This is a genomic window from Pseudonocardia alaniniphila (assembly GCF_022524485.1).
Taxonomy (GTDB): Bacteria; Actinomycetota; Actinomycetes; order Mycobacteriales; family Pseudonocardiaceae; genus Pseudonocardia; species Pseudonocardia alaniniphila.
Genome location: NZ_JAKXMK010000061.1, coordinates 16,937 through 31,105 on the forward strand (window position 1 = coordinate 16,937; position 14,169 = coordinate 31,105).

Below are 14,169 nucleotides of genomic sequence, written 5' to 3' on the forward strand. Positions count from 1 at the left end.
CATAAGTGCCCTTTATGGCTGCGGTGACGTTGTGTCTTGGACGCCGGGTACCAGTGGTTGCGACAAAGGGGGCAGGCAACGCAAGACCGAGGAGAAACCCGAATGAGCATCAGCAGCGCCGACCCGGCCCCCGTCCACGAGGCGAGCGGCCGCGTGTGGCTGATCACCGGCGCGTCCTCCGGCTTCGGCCGGGCGATCGCCGAGGCGGCGCTGGCGGCCGGCGACACCGTCGTGGCCGCGGCCCGCCGCCCGTCCGCGCTCGACGACCTCGTGGCCGCTCACCCCGGCCGCGCGGTCGCCGTCCGGCTCGACGTCACCGACATCGCGGCGATCACCGACGTCGTCGCCGAGGTCGTGCTCTGGTACGGGCGCATCGACGTGCTGGTCAACAACGCCGGGCGCGGCATCATCGGCGCCGTCGAGGAGACCACCGACCAGGAGTTGCGCGACGTCATGGAGCTGCACCTGTTCGGCCCGGCCGCGCTCACCCGCGCGGTGCTCCCGCACATGCGCCGCCAGGGCTCGGGCGCCGTCGTGCAGATGAGCAGCATGGGCGGCCGACTCTCGTTCCCCGGCGTGTCCGCCTACTCGGCGGGGAAGTTCGCGCTGGAAGGGCTGTCCGAGGCGCTCGCAGCCGAGGTCGCCCGGTTCGGGATCCGGGTGCTGATCGTCGAGCCGGGTGCGTTCCGCACGGGCTTCGCCGGCGGGGACGCCCTCTACCGATCCGGCGCCCTCCCGGCCTACGACCACGTCGTCGGCCCGTTCCGCGACGCGCTCCCTGCAAGCGACGGCAAGCAGCCCGGCGACCCCGCGAAGGCGGCCGCCGCCATCCTGGGCGCCCTCGACGCCGAACAGCCGCCGCTGCGGCTCCCGCTGGGCAACGACGCCGCCGACGCCATCGCGAAGCACCTCGACGACGGCCGCGCCGAGTTCCAGAAGTGGGAGCCGGTCAGCCGCGGCACCGACATCGACGGGTGACGCCCGGGCGCCGCTCCGGACTACTGCTCGGCCTGAGCTGCGACGACACGGCCGTTATCGGCGGCGTGCGAATCCCCTCGGTCGTCGCGGCGGAACGATCCCGTGCGGAGCGGACGGGGCCACGCCGGACCTGACCGTGAAGGCCCTACCTCGACGCCACCACGTCGGCCGGATCGGCGCAGACACCCCGTGCCGGTTCGTCAGCCGCGAGCGCCCGGACGTCCGCCTCCGGCACCGTCACCACGACAGCCCGGCCCGGGGCGAACCCGTCTCCGCCCGGGCCGAGGCAGGCGAGGGTGCCCGCCGCCGTGTCGACGTCCACCCGGGTACCGCCGCCGAGCGGAACGATCCGGCGCACGGTGCCGCGCACCGCGAGTGCGTCGCCGCTGGGCTGCTCCGCCGACACCCGGCACGCCTCCGGGCGCGCGGCCAGCAGCACGGACCGGCCCGTGACGGCGGGCGGAATCAGGTTGGTGAACCCGACGAGCCGCGCGCAGGCGGCGTCGGCAGGACGGTCGAGCACGTGGTCGGTCGGTCCGAGCTGGCGGATCCGGCCGGCCACGAGCAGCGCGGTCTCGGGGGCGAGCGCCCGTGCCTCGTGCCGGTCGTGGGTGACGAGCACGGTCGCGGTGTCGAGGCCGTCGAGCACCGCATGCAGGTCGGCGAGCAGGTCCGTGCGTGTGGTGGCATCCAGCCCCGCGAACGGCTCGTCGAGCAGCAGCACTCGCGGCGCAACGGCCAGCGCGCGAGCCAGCGCCACCCGTTGCGCCTCGCCGCCCGACAAGGTGCGCGCGTCGCGGTCGCCGAGGTTCCCGACCCCGAACGCGTCGAGCCAGGGAGCCGAGCGCCGAGCGGCCTCCGAGCGGCCGACGCCGCGCAGCCGCAGCCCGGCCGCGGCGTTGACCGCCACCGTGCCCCGGCGCAGGATCGGGCGCTGCAGAACCGCCGCGACCGCACCGCGTAGCTCCCGCGCCCCGACCGGCCGGCCGTCGAGCAGCACGTCCCCGCTGACGTGGTGACGGCCCAGCCGCGCCAGTGCCCGCAGCAGCGTCGACTTGCCGGCGCCGTTCGGGCCGAGCACCGCGAGTGCCGTGCCCGCGGCGACGTCGAGCCGGTCCACGTGCAACAGCTCGCGGCCGTGTGCGTGCACCCGCAGATCCCGGCACCCGATCCGCGACGTCATCGGACCGCGACCGACTGGCGCTGCCCGACGAGAGTGAGGACCAGGTTCACCACGAACGCGATCGCCAGCAGGATCAGGCCGAACGCGATAGCCAGGGAGAACTGTCCACGGCTCGTGGCGAGCACCGCCGCAGTGGTGAGCACGCGGGTCTCCCCGGCGATGTTGCCGCCCACCATCTGCGCAGCACCGACCTCGCTGACGACGGCGCCGAACGCGGCCATCGCCGCAGCGAGCAGCGGAAGCCGGGCCTCACCGAGCAGGGCGGCGAGCGCCCTGACCCGGGTGGCACCGAGCCCCTGCATCTGCACGAGGAAATCGGGGTCCACCTGCTGTACCGCCGCCGCCACCAGCGCCACGACGATCGGGGTCGCGATCGCCGCCTGCGCGATGATCATCGCCGTTGGCGTGTACAGCAGTCCGAACGCTCCGAGTGGCCCGCTGCGCCACAACAGCACGGTGACGAACAGTCCGACGACGACGGGCGGGAGCCCCATTCCGGTGTTGGCCGCGGCGAGCACGACGCGGCGGCCACGGAACGACGTGAGCGCCACAGCAGCACCGACGGGCACGCCGACGAGGGCGGCGATCAGGGTGGCGGTCAGCGAGATCCGCAGCGTCAGGCCGGTGATCTCCCAGGTAGCCGCGTCGCCGCTGAGCAACAGCCGCACGGCCTCCACGAACCCGCCGACCAGCACGTCCATCAGGGCACCGGTTCGGGCTTGCCTGCGTCGGGCACGAACAAGGGCTGGCCGAACTGCGCACGGCCGAACTCGCCGATCCGCTGCTGTGCCGCCGGTCCCGTGATCCAGTCCGCGAAGGCGGCGCCTGCCTCGGGCTGCACCCGATCGCCTGCCTTCGTCGTCATCTCGATCACGTGGTAGACGTTGAGCAGTCCGGGGTCGCCCTCGTTGAGGAGCGTCAGCCCGTCGGGCTGGCTGAGGTACGTCGCCCGGTCGGACAGCGTGTATCCATTCTTCTCGGCAGCCACCCGCAGGGTCGCTCCCATGCCCTGGCCCGTCTCCTGGTACCAGTCGCCTGCGGGGGTCACTCCGGCCTGTTGCCAGAGCGTCTTCTCACGGGCGGCCGTGCCGGAGTCGTCGCCGCGCGCGACGAAGACGGACCCGGAATCAGCGATCCGCTTCATCGCATCCGCGACGCCCACGCCACGGATGCCTGCCGGGTCGGCATCCGGTCCGACCAGCACGAAGTCGTTGTGCATGACGAGCAGCCGCCGCCCGGCCGTGCCCTCCGCGACGAACTTCTTCTCCGCGTCGGGCGAGTGCACCAACAGCACGTCGGCCTCGCCGCGACGGCCCAGTTCGATCGCCTGTCCGCTACCGACCGCGACCGTCTTGACCTGCCAGCCCGTGTCGGCCGTGAACGCCGGGAGCAGGTCGTCGAGCAGACCGGAATCCTGAGTGCTCGTGGTGGTGGCGAGTATCAGCGACCGTTCCGCCGACGGCCCCGCCGCACCACCTCCGCATGCAGTCAGAAGGACGAACGCGAGTACTGCGACGGCCCACCTGGCTGCTCGCATCTGTGGTAGCACAGCTCGGGAGAATAGGCTGTCACGCCGTGACCCGATACCGGGAGATCTGCGCCGACCTGGCAGAGCGGATCCGTTCGGGGGAACTCTCCGAGGGAACCGAGTTGCCCGGCGTTCGTGAGCTGGCATTGCGATACGGCTCCACCGCGTCCACCGTCGGCCGGGCGCAACGCGCGCTGGCCGAGGCAGGCGTGATCGTCACCTCCGACCGGCGCCGCTCCCGGGTGGCCACCGCCGGGGCCATGGCCGCGCGGCGGTTCCTGCACGCCGACCTGGTGTTCCGGCTGGCCGGCAGCGACGACCCGGCTCTGGATGCCGTCACCCGCACCCTCGGCCGGGTGATCCATTCCGTCGAGTCGGAGGGCAGCTTCAACGGCCTGCGCGCCGTCCGCCAGGGACGGGCCGACGGCGCCGCGGTGCACCTGCTGCACCACACCGGCGTCTACAACGCCCCGTTCGCGCGCGACCTGCTGCGCGGCTGGCGACCGCACCTGATCCACCTGTGGCGCCGGGAGCAGGGGCTGATCGTGCCGCCGGGCAACCCGCTCGCCCTGCGGACCGGCGCCGACCTCGTGAAGGTCCGGGTGGCCAAGCGCCGATACGGCACCGGCACGCGCGTGCTGTTCGACCGGCTGCTGCTGACCGCCGGGTTGGACCCCGACACCGTGGCGGGCCCGGAGACCGGTTCCCACCTCGAGACGGGTCTGTCGGTCGCGTCCGGTGTGGTGGACGCGGGCCTCTGCGTCCGATCGGTGGCACACGACCTCGGCCTGCACTTCGTGCCGCTCGTGGTCGAGGACTACGACATCGTGCTCGGTGCAGCCGCGCTCGACGCCGCCGCGCCGCTCCTGGTGGCGCTACACGACCCGGCCGTCCGCACCATGGTCACGGACCTGGGCGGCTACGACGCCACCGACTCGGGGAAGGTCACCGAGCTCGGCCCTTGATCGGGACGCTGTTCGCCACCCAGCGGGCGAGCCGGACGGCCAGCACGCCGTAGAGCACGGGGTCGGTGCCCATCCCGGTGTGGCTGCTGCCCACCTCCACCCATTCGGCGTCCGGATCGCGGCACGACCGCCATCCGACCACGCCGTCGTCGCGCGAGTAGATGGACACGGCGGGCACCCGCAGCGGTGCGGCGAGTCCGCCGGCAGTGGCGTCGCGGCACGGACCGGTGAGGCAGTCCTGGTCGAGCAGGCCACGGACACCGAACGCGGACAGTCGCACCAGCACCCGCAGCAGACGCGCCGCGAGCCCACGCGCGTCGAGCGGATCGAGCACCGGGCTGCCGAACATGGCGAGGCCGCACACCAGCTCCGGCCGGCGCACCGCCACGAGCCTGCCGAGCATCCCGCCGCGGCTGTGCCCGAGCAGGACGACCGGTCCCCCGGTCCGCCCGACGTGGTGCTCGACGTGTCGCTCCAGCCGGGCGACCAGGGCGTCCGAGCATCCGAGATTCATCCCGAGGCGCGCGCCGACCGGCACATAGCCGCGCCGCCGGAGCCAGTGCCGTAGCAGCGCCAAGTTCGCATCGAGGCCACCGAAGCCGGGAATGACCACCACTCCGGTGCCGCCGCCCTCCATCACGCGGGTGGTCCAAACGGGGTGGCGCAGTAACGCAGGCGTACTGAACCCCATGGCCGGGCCCAACGACCGCATGAGCTGCCGGACCGAACGGCGCAGCCGCCGTCCCGGTTGCTCCACTTCCAGTCCGAGGGTCACGGGTGTCATTCCTTCCGCTGATCCCGGGCCCCCCGATAGTGAACTGGCTCGTTCCCGGGTACTCAGCCGCATGCTCCCAGAACGACACCACGGGCGCCCGCTCACCGGGACGGAACAGAAGCGGCTCGACGAGCTCGCCCGCCGGCTCAGTGACGACGACCCACAGCTGGCCGCGGCACTGCAGCGCGGCCGGGCCGAGTCCCCACCCTCGCCGTCGCGGCCTCTCGCGTCCCGCAAGGCCGTGGCCGTCGCCGCCCTCCTCGTGGTGCTCGCCACGGTGCTGGGCGGAGTGGTGGGTGCGGGCGCGATACTGCTCGTCCTGGGCATCACGGTCGGGGTGAAGGCGTTGGTGCGGCGCGCCCGCTCCTAGAGCGCGCTGAACCTAGACCCCTCGCTCGATCGGCAGCACTCCGCGCGCCACCGCGGCGACGAGTGCGGCGTGGTCCGCCTCGGTCTGGTCGGCGTACGCCCTGGCGAACCGGCACATCGCGTCGTCGAGCTTCTCGGAGCGCCCGACGTAGCCCGCGATCATCGACGCACCACTGGTACGGGCGTGGCCCTTGGCGAGCAGGTGACCGACGACGCCCGCGTAGTCGGCGAGCCCGGATGCGTCGATCGAGTCGATCGCGACGGCACCCTTCATGTTCCGGAACTGCCGCACGTAGTACTGGTACACGTCATCGTGCTGGCCCGGCGCCGTGGTCCAGCCGAGCAACGGGTCGCTGACGGTCTGCAGCGCCTGCTGGTACTCCACCACCCGCTGACCCTGATGGGCGTGCCAGGCCGACTCACCGTGCACGTACCGGGCGAGCACCGAGCGGCGGGCCTGCTTGAGCTGCAGGAACACCACGTCCTCCGGGGAGGAGCCCTCGAGCAGCGCGACGTAGGCCCGAAGGCCCACGCTTCCGACGCCCACCACCTTGTGCGCGATGTCGACCAACGTGTAACCCCCGAGCACCCGGCGCCAGTGCGGGGCCAGCGTCTGCAGGTACTCGTCGAGGGCGACGGCGAGCAGCTCGGCCTCACCGACGGGCACCCGCGTGATCAGCGGCGGCTCCTCGACGATCCGGCGGCGGCCCTCGACCTCCTCCGTGAAGCGGGGCAGCGCGCGGTCGCTCGTGCGCTGCCGGGCACGTCTGGCGGCCCGTTCCACCTCGGCACGCAACGGACCAGGGGCCTCCTGCGCGAGCCGGTCGACGTCGAGACGCTCGTAGGAACGGGTGAACAGCGGCAGGTCGGCGAGGTGGCGCAACTCGGCCCGGTAGGCCGACACGCACGACGACACCGCGGCCCCGCAGTTGTCCTCGCTCGCCCCGTTCTGCCGCCCGGCCACCCAGACGCTCGCGACGAGGCGGCGCAGGTCCCACTCCCAACCACCCGGGTGCGCCTCGTCGAAGTCGTTGAGATCGAACACGAGGTCACGTTCGGGCGAGGCGTAGAAGCCGAAGTTGCCCACGTGGGCGTCGCCGCAGACGACCGGCGTGATGCCCGTGGCCGGCAGGCCCGCGACGTCTTCTGCCATCACGACGGCCGAGCCCCGCAGGAAACCGTAGGGAGACGCGGCCATCCGGCCGACCCGGATCGGCACCAGCCGGCCGACCCGGCCCTCGTGGCTGTCCATGATCTGCTGCACAGGGTCCGGCCGGTCCGCCGGTGGGTTCCACTCACCCAGCGCCGAGCGCGGCACCCGCTTGCGCAACGCCTTGCCGAGTGCGTACCGCTCGGCGCGGGCCATGGGCCGCTGCCGCAAGGAGGAGTACGCCGAACCGTCGGCGTCGGCGAGCACGGTGTGCGCACTGACCGGGGGATGGTCAGCCGTACCCGTCACGCGGGCGATGCTACGCCTCGGACCATCCGGTCAGCCGCGCACGACGGCGACGGCCACGGCCATCAACGCGGCCCCGCCGACGGCGTCGACACCCCGGCGCACGCGGGGGCGTCCCATGGCGCGGCGGCTCCGGCCGGCCAGCAGGATGACCAGCGTCCACCACAGCGCCGATGCCACGACGGTCGTTCCGGCCATCAGCAGGATCTGCCCGACCACGCCGTGGCCGGGCACCGTGAACTGCGGGATCAGCCCAAGGAAGAACAGCAGCGCCTTGGGGTTCAGCAGGTTGCCCGCCAGCCCGTCGAGGTAGGGACGGTGCGACCGGGGCAGCGCGGCCACCGTGGACGAGGACGACCTGAACGCGCCACGCAGCGCCCCCAGGCCGAGCCGGACCAGGTAGGCGGCGCCGAGCCACCGGATCGCGACGAGGACATCCGGGCGCGCCGCGAGCAGGGCGGACAGCCCCACGGCTGCCGCGGTGGTGTGCCCCGCCAGGCCGGTGACGATGCCGGCGGCGGCCCGGGCGCCCCGGCGCGCGTCTGCCAGGGCGTGGCGCAGGACCACCGCGAAATCGGGCCCTGGCGTGCACAACACGACGAGCAGCACACCGACGAACGCGCTCCACCGTTCGATCGTCATCGCCCGGCCTCCACCGGCGCGGCGGGGTGGGGGACGAGCACGGAATGACGGGTCACGGCCCGAGAATCTCGTTACTTGTCCGTAGATGTGCAACTCTCTCCGGATACTGTCCGGTCCATGACCCCAATGTCATCACTGGATCCGGTCGACTGGCGAATCCTGCACCATTTGCAGGACGACGCGTCGATCACGAACAAGGAGCTCGCCACGCGCGTGCGTCTGCCGACGTCCTCGTGTCACGAACGGGTGCGCCGGCTGCGCGCGCTCGGCGTCATCACGGCCGTGCGCGCGGTCGTCGACCCGGCGGCGGTCGGACGCGGCCTGCAGGCGTTCATCGCCGTGCAGCTGCGGCCGCACCGGCGCGAGCTCGTGGAGTCGTTCACCACCGCCGTCCTCGCGCTCCCCGAGACGCTCGCGCTCTACAACGTCTCAGGGCCCGAGGACTTCTTCGTGCACGTCGCCGTGGCCGACAGCGGCCATCTGCAACGGCTCATCGTCGACCATCTCGCGACCCGGCCGGAGGTCGGTCACGCCCAGACACATCTGATCTTCGATCGGCCGCTGGTCGCGCCCGTTCGTCCAACGGCTGCTGATCAGGGCGCGGCCGTCCACTCGGGCCGGTGAGCTGGTCGCGGCCCGACCGACGAGCGCGGCACCGGTCTGGTCCGGGGCATTTCCCTGCCGGCCAGGAAGGAGGGTTGGGCGTCGCTCAGCGCAGCACCGCAACCCGTCCGGGAGACGGCTCCCGGACAGTGCCGGGGTGCAAGCACCACGCCAGCGCCTCGACGCCGTCGACGAGCCGCGGGCCGGGCCGGACGACGAAGGACGCCGAGTCGATCGCCACGACGGGCCGCCCGGGAAGCCGGTCACGCACGACCTCAGCCTGCTCGATCGCGGCGTCGAGACCGAACCCGCACGGCGCGACCACCACCACGTCGGCGGGCAGCGCGGTGAGTTCCTCCCAGCTCGGGGCCACCGAACGCCCCCCGTCGGCACCGCCGAGCGGCTCCCCGCCGGCGAGCCGGACGAGCTCGGGCACCCAGTGCCCGGGTAGGAAGGGCGGGTCGATCCACTCGAGCATCAACACGCGCGGACGCGGGCGTCCGGCCACTGCGGCGCCGACCGCGGCGAGGCGCTCGCGCAGCGAGCCGACCACCGCTGCGGCACGGTCGGCGGCCCCCACCCGGGTGCCCACCGCGGTGATCGCGGCGAGCACCTCGTCGAAGGTGTGCGGGTCGATCGAGAGCACCTCGGCCTCGGGCCCGATCAGCGCCCTGGCCTCGTCGAGGGCCCCTGCGGGGAGGGCACACACCTGGCACAGGTCCTGGGTGAGGACGAGATCGGGAGACAGCGCAGCCAGAGCGTCACGGTCGAGCTCGTAGAGAGGCAGCCCGCGCGCCGTCCGGTCACGGACCACGGAGTCGATCGTGGCCGGGGGCAGACCCTCCGGCAGGACGGTGTCGACCACCACGGCGGCGCGGTCGCGGATACCGGCAGGCTCGTCGCACTCGAACGTGACGGCTACCAGATCGTCCGCGTGCCCGATCGCCGCCACCATCTCGGTGGCTGCCGGCATCAGCGAGGCGATCCGCATGCGGTCAGAGTAGGAGTACCGACCGCGCGACGACGAAGGCAGGCGAACATCCGTGGACGTTCACCTGCCTTGGTCACAAACCCGTGATCTCCTGCGGGAGAATGGTCGCCGACAGCGGGGCCGTCATGGCGACATTCGCTCTCAGGAACACCAGGTCATCATGCCCCACTGGTCGGCGCACAGCGGGCTCGGCGCGGAGGGCGCAGAGGCCGTCTGCGACGTGGTGACGCCGCCGGCGGGCATGGGCGCGGCCATCGCAGTCGCAGCCGGGAGCATCGCAGCGCCGGCGGCCAGGGCGGTCGCGCCGGCTGCCAGGACGAGGCGTCGCTTCCAATTACTCATGACGTTCTCCAGATTCTCTCGGGGCAGGACCGAGGTCGACCCCGCCGATGATGGGAATGCTTCGAGGAACTCTGCGAATCCTGTTCCTCGGCGGCCGTAGTTGCCGCAAACAGATTTGAGGTAATTGCGCCGCCGATCAATCGTGGCGCCCCCCGACGAGCGAGTGTTGTCCCCAGTGGGGAGAACCCGAGAGCCTCGACCGGCGCAAACGGCACGGCCGGCTTCTCGACACGGCCTCGCCCCGACAATCAGCACGGCGGGCGTCGACAGTGGTCAGCGAGTCGGCCGGTCGGCGCCGCTCACCTCACCGCGACGTCCTCGGCGCGGCCGCCCACCCGTCCTCGCGGCCGTCGCCCGGCGGACGGGCGTGAGCTCTCCGGCCCTCCACCGGTACGTCGACGGCAAAGCAGGGCCTGTTCGAGCGCTCTACGAGGACCTCACGGCTGAGCTGATCGACGCCGCGGTCGCGGCCGCACGGCACCAGGATCCCGATGACATCAGCCCGAGGCTCCGCGCCGCCACCAGAGCCGTGGTCTCCCGGGCGGTCGCCGACCGTGCCGAGTTCGGCCTGCTGACGGGCGCGTCCTCATGGACGACCTGCTCACCACACTCGGCCTGGAGCGCAGCCCGAGGCTGCGCTGAACGAGCGCATCACGCCACGGGAGTGCAGGTCCGCGACCTGCCGATCACACCGGGCGCGCTGCCGGGGTGAGAGCGCTCAGAGCGCGACCAGCCATAGCAGGAAGAGCAGCACGGTGGCTGCGAACAGGAGGCTGATGACGCGGCCACCCCATGGGGCGGTGGTGAGGCACGGACCCGACTCGTCGACGAGTTCGGGAGCGACGGTGGACATACCCGATCATCGCTGGAGGGAGCAGGAAAGTTACCTGCACAACGGGCGTCTCGGCAGAGCCGGGCGAATTGGCGGTGAACGGACGGCGCGCCGGCCGTTTCCGGGCGGCGATGTGACCCTCGCCCGGGACACGTGACCTCTCCGCCGGCCCATTCCTAATGTCACTGGAATGGACAGCTCCCCGAAGCCGAGCATGAGCCGCACCTGCCCGTGGTGTGCCTCGACGAGCGTCGTCGCGTTCAGCGAGGAGGGCCTGGTCCGGGCGCTCGTCCGGCACCTCGAGGCCTGCCGGGGCGACGGGTCGGATATTCAAGCGCCTGGACCGGCCCGGTAGCTCGCCTGTCAGCCGGTGGCGACCGCAGGCACTCCCACGGCGACAGCGCGGTCGAGCACCAGCTCCGCGATCCGCTCCCGATGCTCGGCGGCGCTGCCCAGAAGGGCGGCGTCGGTGACCGCGCGCTTGAGGTACAGGTGCGCCGAGTGCTCCCAGGTGAAGCCGATGCCACCGTGCAGCTGCACGGTGTCCTGCGCCACCCGCTGGTAGGCCTCCGAACACGTGGCCTGCGCGATGCCGATCGCGAGATCGGGGTCATCGGTGCCGTCCTGCAGCGCCCACGCCGCGTGGTAGGCCGTGGACCTCGCATGCTCGACGAGCACCAGCATGTCGGCGCACCGGTGCTTGACGGCCTGGAATGAGCCGATCGGCCGGCCGAACTGCAGCCGGGTGCCCGCGTAGGCGACGGTGCGCTCGAGCATCCGCTGCGCGCCGCCCACCTGTTCGGCGGCCAGCAGCGCAGCCCCGGTGCGTAGCGCGGCCGTGATCGCCCGCTCGGCGTCGGCGCCCGACGCGAGGGCCCGCGCCGACGTGGCCGCGAACCGCACGGTGGCCTGGCGTCGTGTGTGGTCCAGTGTGGACAGCGGGACGCGCTCGGCCTCGTCGACGAGGAAGAGCCCCACCCCGTCGCCGGTACGCGCGGCGACGAGCAGCACGTCCGCCGTGCCGTCGACCACCTGGCTCACCTCGCCGGTCAGCGTGCCGCCCGACTCCGTGACCGTCACCAGCGCGGAGTCGAACCGGCCGCCGCGGTCGGGCACCGCGAACGCCGCGGTCCGCGTGCCCTCCACCAGCGACGCCAACAGGCCCTCCTCGACCTGCGCCCCGGCCAGGGCCACGAGCGCGGGTACCGCGAGCCCGACGGTGCCGAGCACGGGCCCGGGCACCAGCGCCGCCCCGAACTCCTCGGCCACCACGGCCTGGTCCACGAGGCCGCCGCCGACCCCGCCCAACTCCTCGGGCACCGCGAGCCCGAGCACGCCGAGCTCGCCGCCGAGACGGGCCCACAGCGCCGAGTCGTAGCCGGTCTCGGACTCCATCAACCGGCGCACGGTGCCCTCGTCGAGGCGCTCCGCGCAGAACTGGCGCACGGCCCGTCGCAGGTCCTGCTGTTCGGGCGTGAAGACGAACTCGGTGCCCGCGTCAGCCACGCGGCACCTCCTTCCAGGGCTTGCCGGAGTCGGCTCGCAGGTCGCCGGGCAGGCCGAGGATCCGCTCGCCGAGGATGTTGCGCAGCACCTCGGACGTGCCGCCTTCGATGGTGTTGGCACGGGAACGCAGGAAACGTTGCTGGACGGGGCCGCGGTAGTCCTCGCTCCTCTGGACGTCCCGCTGTGTGTAGTCCCCGTACAGCGTGGCCTCCGGGCCGAGCAGCTCCATGCAGAACTCGTAGACGTGCTGGTTCAGCTCGGCCGACACGAGCTTCGCGATCGAGCCCTCCGGCCCCGGCGAACCCGACGTCGCCGAGCGGCGGGCGCGTTCGTCGGTGAGCCGCTGGGCCTCGGCATGGGTCCAGAGCGCAGCCAGCTTGTCGCGGAGCACGGGGGTGTGCCTGTGCGGGTAGCGCGCCCACAGCTCCACGGCGTCGGCGATGGCCCCGGCACCGCGCACGGAGGACGACCCGCCGATCGCCGAGCGCTCGTTCATCAGCGTGGTCATCGCGACTCGCCAGCCGTTGCCGACGGCACCGAGCCGGTGCGTGTCGGGGATGCGGGCGTCGGTCATGTAGACCTCGTTGAACTCCGCCTGCCCGGTCATCTGCCGCAGCGGCCGCGTCTCGACGCCGGGAGCGTGCATGTCGAGAACGAAGTAGGTGAGGCCCTTGTGCTTGGGCTGGTCGGGGTCGGTGCGGGCGAGTAGCAGCGCGTAGCGGGCGCGGTGGGCGAGGCTCGTCCACACCTTCTGCCCGTTGACCACCCACTCGTCGCCGTCGAGCACCGCGGAGGTGGCGAGGCCTGCGAGGTCGGATCCGGCGCCCGGCTCGCTGAACAGCTGGCACCAGATGTGCTCGCTCGTCGCGAGTGGTGGCAAGAGCTCCTGCGCCAGCTCGCGGGACCCGTGCTCGAGCACCGTGGCCGCGGCCATCCCGTGCCCGATCGGGTTGAGGAAGAACGGGTTGGGACCCCCGGCGCCCTGCAGGATGGCGTCCGCCCTGGCCTGCAGGCCACGCGACACCCCGAGCCCGCCGAGCCCCTCCGGGAAGTGCACCCAGGTGAGCCCGGCGGCGAAGCAGGCGCCGAGGAACTCCCTGGTAGAGGTCGATCGGGGATCGTGGGTCTCCACCACCTGGTGGGCGGCCTTCTCGACGCGCGCCCTGTCGTCCATGACACCTCCGTGACGGTCAGTGGTGACCGTAACTGATGTTGGCACGCCCGTCATGGGTCGCAGAGCACAGCAGCCTCGTCCCGAAAATTGGCGAAGAAATCTCAAACTATGGGAATTGAGTCGGGTCGACTCAGGTTGAACCACGTGTCGGGCCGGGTGTGACCGGCCCCTGATCGAGGAGATGGACCATGAGCACGCTCTCCCTGTGGGCCCGGCGCGACCCGTTCGCCGAGTTCGACGGCCTGTTCCGCCGCTACGCGGAGCCGGTTGCACGACAGGGCTTCGTTCCGGCCGCCGAGGTCGAGCGCGATGGTGAGGACGCGGTCGTACGCCTGGAGCTCCCGGGCCTCGACGCGGAGAAGGACGTCACCGTCGAGATCGACGGCGGCAAGCTCGTGGTGCGCGGTGAGCGCCGCGACGAGCGCACCGAGGACCGTGACGGCCGCACGCTCCGGGAGGTCCGCTACGGCTCCTTCCGGCGCAGCTTCGGCCTGCCTTCGCACGTGACCGCGGACGCGGTGACCGCGTCCTACGACGCCGGCGTGCTGACCGTCCGGGTGGCAGGGGCCCACTCCGGCAACGGCGCACGGCGCATCCCGGTGACCGCCGGGACGCCCGAGATCGAGTCGGACGAGCGTCCGGCTGCCTGACCACCCCCGGCCAATGGCCCCCTCTCCCACGGGAGAGGGGGCCGACCCCACGACTGAACCTCACCGCACACATCTCGTGGCCGCCGCACACATGGCCTTGGGGTTGCCTCGGTTTCGCGGACACCTGTCTGTGGCTGACGATGGTCAGCACGGAAGGAGTTCGGATGCCTGCACC

Annotated in this window: 18 protein-coding genes and 1 pseudogene; 7 read left to right on the forward strand and 12 right to left on the reverse strand. The window is 72.3% G+C overall.

Annotated features, from left to right (window positions below; all coding sequences use genetic code 11):
- The first annotated feature begins 102 nt into the window (after positions 1 to 102).
- Positions 103 to 978 (forward strand): oxidoreductase, encoded by an 876-nt coding sequence (locus MMF94_RS41730; RefSeq protein ID WP_241043042.1) that lies wholly within the window; start codon positions 103 to 105, stop codon positions 976 to 978.
- A gap of 145 nt (positions 979 to 1,123) precedes the next feature.
- On the opposite strand, the gene MMF94_RS43945 is transcribed toward MMF94_RS41730, so the two are convergent.
- The 4 genes and pseudogenes from MMF94_RS43945 to MMF94_RS41745 form a co-directional block, all read right to left on the reverse strand.
- Positions 1,124 to 1,702 carry a TOBE domain-containing protein gene (locus MMF94_RS43945; RefSeq protein ID WP_420852509.1) on the reverse strand — a complete coding sequence of 193 codons (579 nt, stop codon included), beginning with the start codon at positions 1,700 to 1,702 and terminating at the stop codon, positions 1,124 to 1,126.
- Positions 1,688 to 2,104, reverse strand: a pseudogene (locus MMF94_RS43950) (ATP-binding cassette domain-containing protein); the annotation flags it as partial. The pseudogene MMF94_RS43950 and the gene MMF94_RS43945, both read right to left, overlap by 15 nt.
- Positions 2,105 to 2,157: 53 nt before the next feature.
- Positions 2,158 to 2,862 carry an ABC transporter permease gene (locus MMF94_RS41740; protein WP_241043044.1) on the reverse strand — a complete coding sequence of 235 codons (705 nt, stop codon included), beginning with the start codon at positions 2,860 to 2,862 and terminating at the stop codon, positions 2,158 to 2,160.
- Complete coding sequence (locus MMF94_RS41745; protein ID WP_241043045.1) at positions 2,862 to 3,698, reverse strand: ABC transporter substrate-binding protein; 837 nt, start codon at positions 3,696 to 3,698, stop codon at positions 2,862 to 2,864. The genes MMF94_RS41740 and MMF94_RS41745 overlap by 1 nt, the downstream gene beginning before the upstream one ends.
- A 38-nt stretch (positions 3,699 to 3,736) precedes the next feature.
- Between MMF94_RS41745 and MMF94_RS41750 the strand changes: the two genes are divergently transcribed.
- Positions 3,737 to 4,654, forward strand: coding sequence for a substrate-binding domain-containing protein (locus tag MMF94_RS41750; RefSeq protein WP_241043046.1), 918 nt, complete (start codon positions 3,737 to 3,739; stop codon positions 4,652 to 4,654).
- Here the strand turns inward: MMF94_RS41750 and MMF94_RS41755 are convergent.
- On the reverse strand, positions 4,635 to 5,429 hold the full coding sequence (locus MMF94_RS41755; RefSeq protein ID WP_241043047.1) for an alpha/beta hydrolase: 795 nt from the start codon (positions 5,427 to 5,429) through the stop codon (positions 4,635 to 4,637). The two genes, MMF94_RS41750 and MMF94_RS41755, sit on opposite strands and share 20 nt — an antisense overlap.
- Before the next feature lie 70 nt (positions 5,430 to 5,499).
- Here MMF94_RS41755 and MMF94_RS41760 point away from each other — a divergent pair, with 70 nt between their 5' ends.
- Entirely contained in the window at positions 5,500 to 5,799 is a 300-nt protein-coding gene (locus MMF94_RS41760; RefSeq protein ID WP_241043048.1) for a DUF3040 domain-containing protein, read from the forward strand.
- A 12-nt stretch (positions 5,800 to 5,811) separates the two neighbouring features.
- Here the strand turns inward: MMF94_RS41760 and MMF94_RS41765 are convergent, their stop codons facing one another.
- The gene (locus tag MMF94_RS41765; RefSeq protein ID WP_241043049.1) at positions 5,812 to 7,257 is read right to left on the reverse strand and encodes a DUF2252 domain-containing protein; all 1,446 of its coding nucleotides are present in this window, start codon (positions 7,255 to 7,257) and stop codon (positions 5,812 to 5,814) included.
- Between the two features lie 30 nt (positions 7,258 to 7,287).
- Positions 7,288 to 7,896 carry a LysE family translocator gene (locus MMF94_RS41770; RefSeq protein WP_241043050.1) on the reverse strand — a complete coding sequence of 203 codons (609 nt, stop codon included), beginning with the start codon at positions 7,894 to 7,896 and terminating at the stop codon, positions 7,288 to 7,290.
- 117 nt (positions 7,897 to 8,013) lie between these two features.
- Here MMF94_RS41770 and MMF94_RS41775 point away from each other — a divergent pair, with 117 nt between their 5' ends.
- Positions 8,014 to 8,520 carry an Lrp/AsnC family transcriptional regulator gene (locus tag MMF94_RS41775; RefSeq protein ID WP_241043051.1) on the forward strand — a complete coding sequence of 169 codons (507 nt, stop codon included), beginning with the start codon at positions 8,014 to 8,016 and terminating at the stop codon, positions 8,518 to 8,520.
- A gap of 85 nt (positions 8,521 to 8,605) precedes the next feature.
- On the opposite strand, the gene MMF94_RS41780 is transcribed toward MMF94_RS41775, so the two are convergent.
- Positions 8,606 to 9,490: an ABC transporter substrate-binding protein gene (locus MMF94_RS41780; protein ID WP_241043052.1), complete on the reverse strand. Its 885-nt coding sequence runs from the start codon at positions 9,488 to 9,490 to the stop codon at positions 8,606 to 8,608.
- A 141-nt stretch (positions 9,491 to 9,631) separates the two neighbouring features.
- Positions 9,632 to 9,832, reverse strand: coding sequence for a hypothetical protein (locus tag MMF94_RS41785; RefSeq protein ID WP_241043053.1), 201 nt, complete (start codon positions 9,830 to 9,832; stop codon positions 9,632 to 9,634).
- Positions 9,833 to 10,199: 367 nt separating this feature from the next.
- On the opposite strand from MMF94_RS41785, the gene MMF94_RS41790 reads away from it, so the two are divergent.
- Positions 10,200 to 10,544 (forward strand): hypothetical protein, encoded by a 345-nt coding sequence (locus tag MMF94_RS41790; protein WP_241043054.1) that lies wholly within the window; start codon positions 10,200 to 10,202, stop codon positions 10,542 to 10,544.
- A gap of 6 nt (positions 10,545 to 10,550) precedes the next feature.
- On the opposite strand, the gene MMF94_RS43530 is transcribed toward MMF94_RS41790, so the two are convergent.
- Complete coding sequence (locus MMF94_RS43530) at positions 10,551 to 10,685, reverse strand: hypothetical protein (protein WP_277398964.1); 135 nt, start codon at positions 10,683 to 10,685, stop codon at positions 10,551 to 10,553.
- Positions 10,686 to 10,854: 169 nt separating this feature from the next.
- Here MMF94_RS43530 and MMF94_RS41795 point away from each other — a divergent pair, with 169 nt between their 5' ends.
- Positions 10,855 to 11,019: a hypothetical protein gene (locus tag MMF94_RS41795; protein WP_241043055.1), complete on the forward strand. Its 165-nt coding sequence runs from the start codon at positions 10,855 to 10,857 to the stop codon at positions 11,017 to 11,019.
- A gap of 8 nt (positions 11,020 to 11,027) precedes the next feature.
- On the opposite strand, the gene MMF94_RS41800 is transcribed toward MMF94_RS41795, so the two are convergent.
- Both MMF94_RS41800 and MMF94_RS41805 read right to left on the reverse strand, forming a co-directional pair.
- Positions 11,028 to 12,170, reverse strand: a complete 1,143-nt coding sequence (locus MMF94_RS41800; protein WP_241043056.1) for an acyl-CoA dehydrogenase family protein — start codon at positions 12,168 to 12,170, stop codon at positions 11,028 to 11,030.
- Positions 12,163 to 13,344: an acyl-CoA dehydrogenase family protein gene (locus MMF94_RS41805; protein WP_241043057.1), complete on the reverse strand. Its 1,182-nt coding sequence runs from the start codon at positions 13,342 to 13,344 to the stop codon at positions 12,163 to 12,165. Before MMF94_RS41805 ends, MMF94_RS41800 begins: the two co-directional genes overlap by 8 nt.
- Before the next feature lie 188 nt (positions 13,345 to 13,532).
- Between MMF94_RS41805 and MMF94_RS41810 the strand changes: the two genes are divergently transcribed.
- Positions 13,533 to 13,994 carry an Hsp20/alpha crystallin family protein gene (locus tag MMF94_RS41810; protein WP_277398965.1) on the forward strand — a complete coding sequence of 154 codons (462 nt, stop codon included), beginning with the start codon at positions 13,533 to 13,535 and terminating at the stop codon, positions 13,992 to 13,994.
- The last annotated feature ends 175 nt before the right edge of the window (positions 13,995 to 14,169 follow it).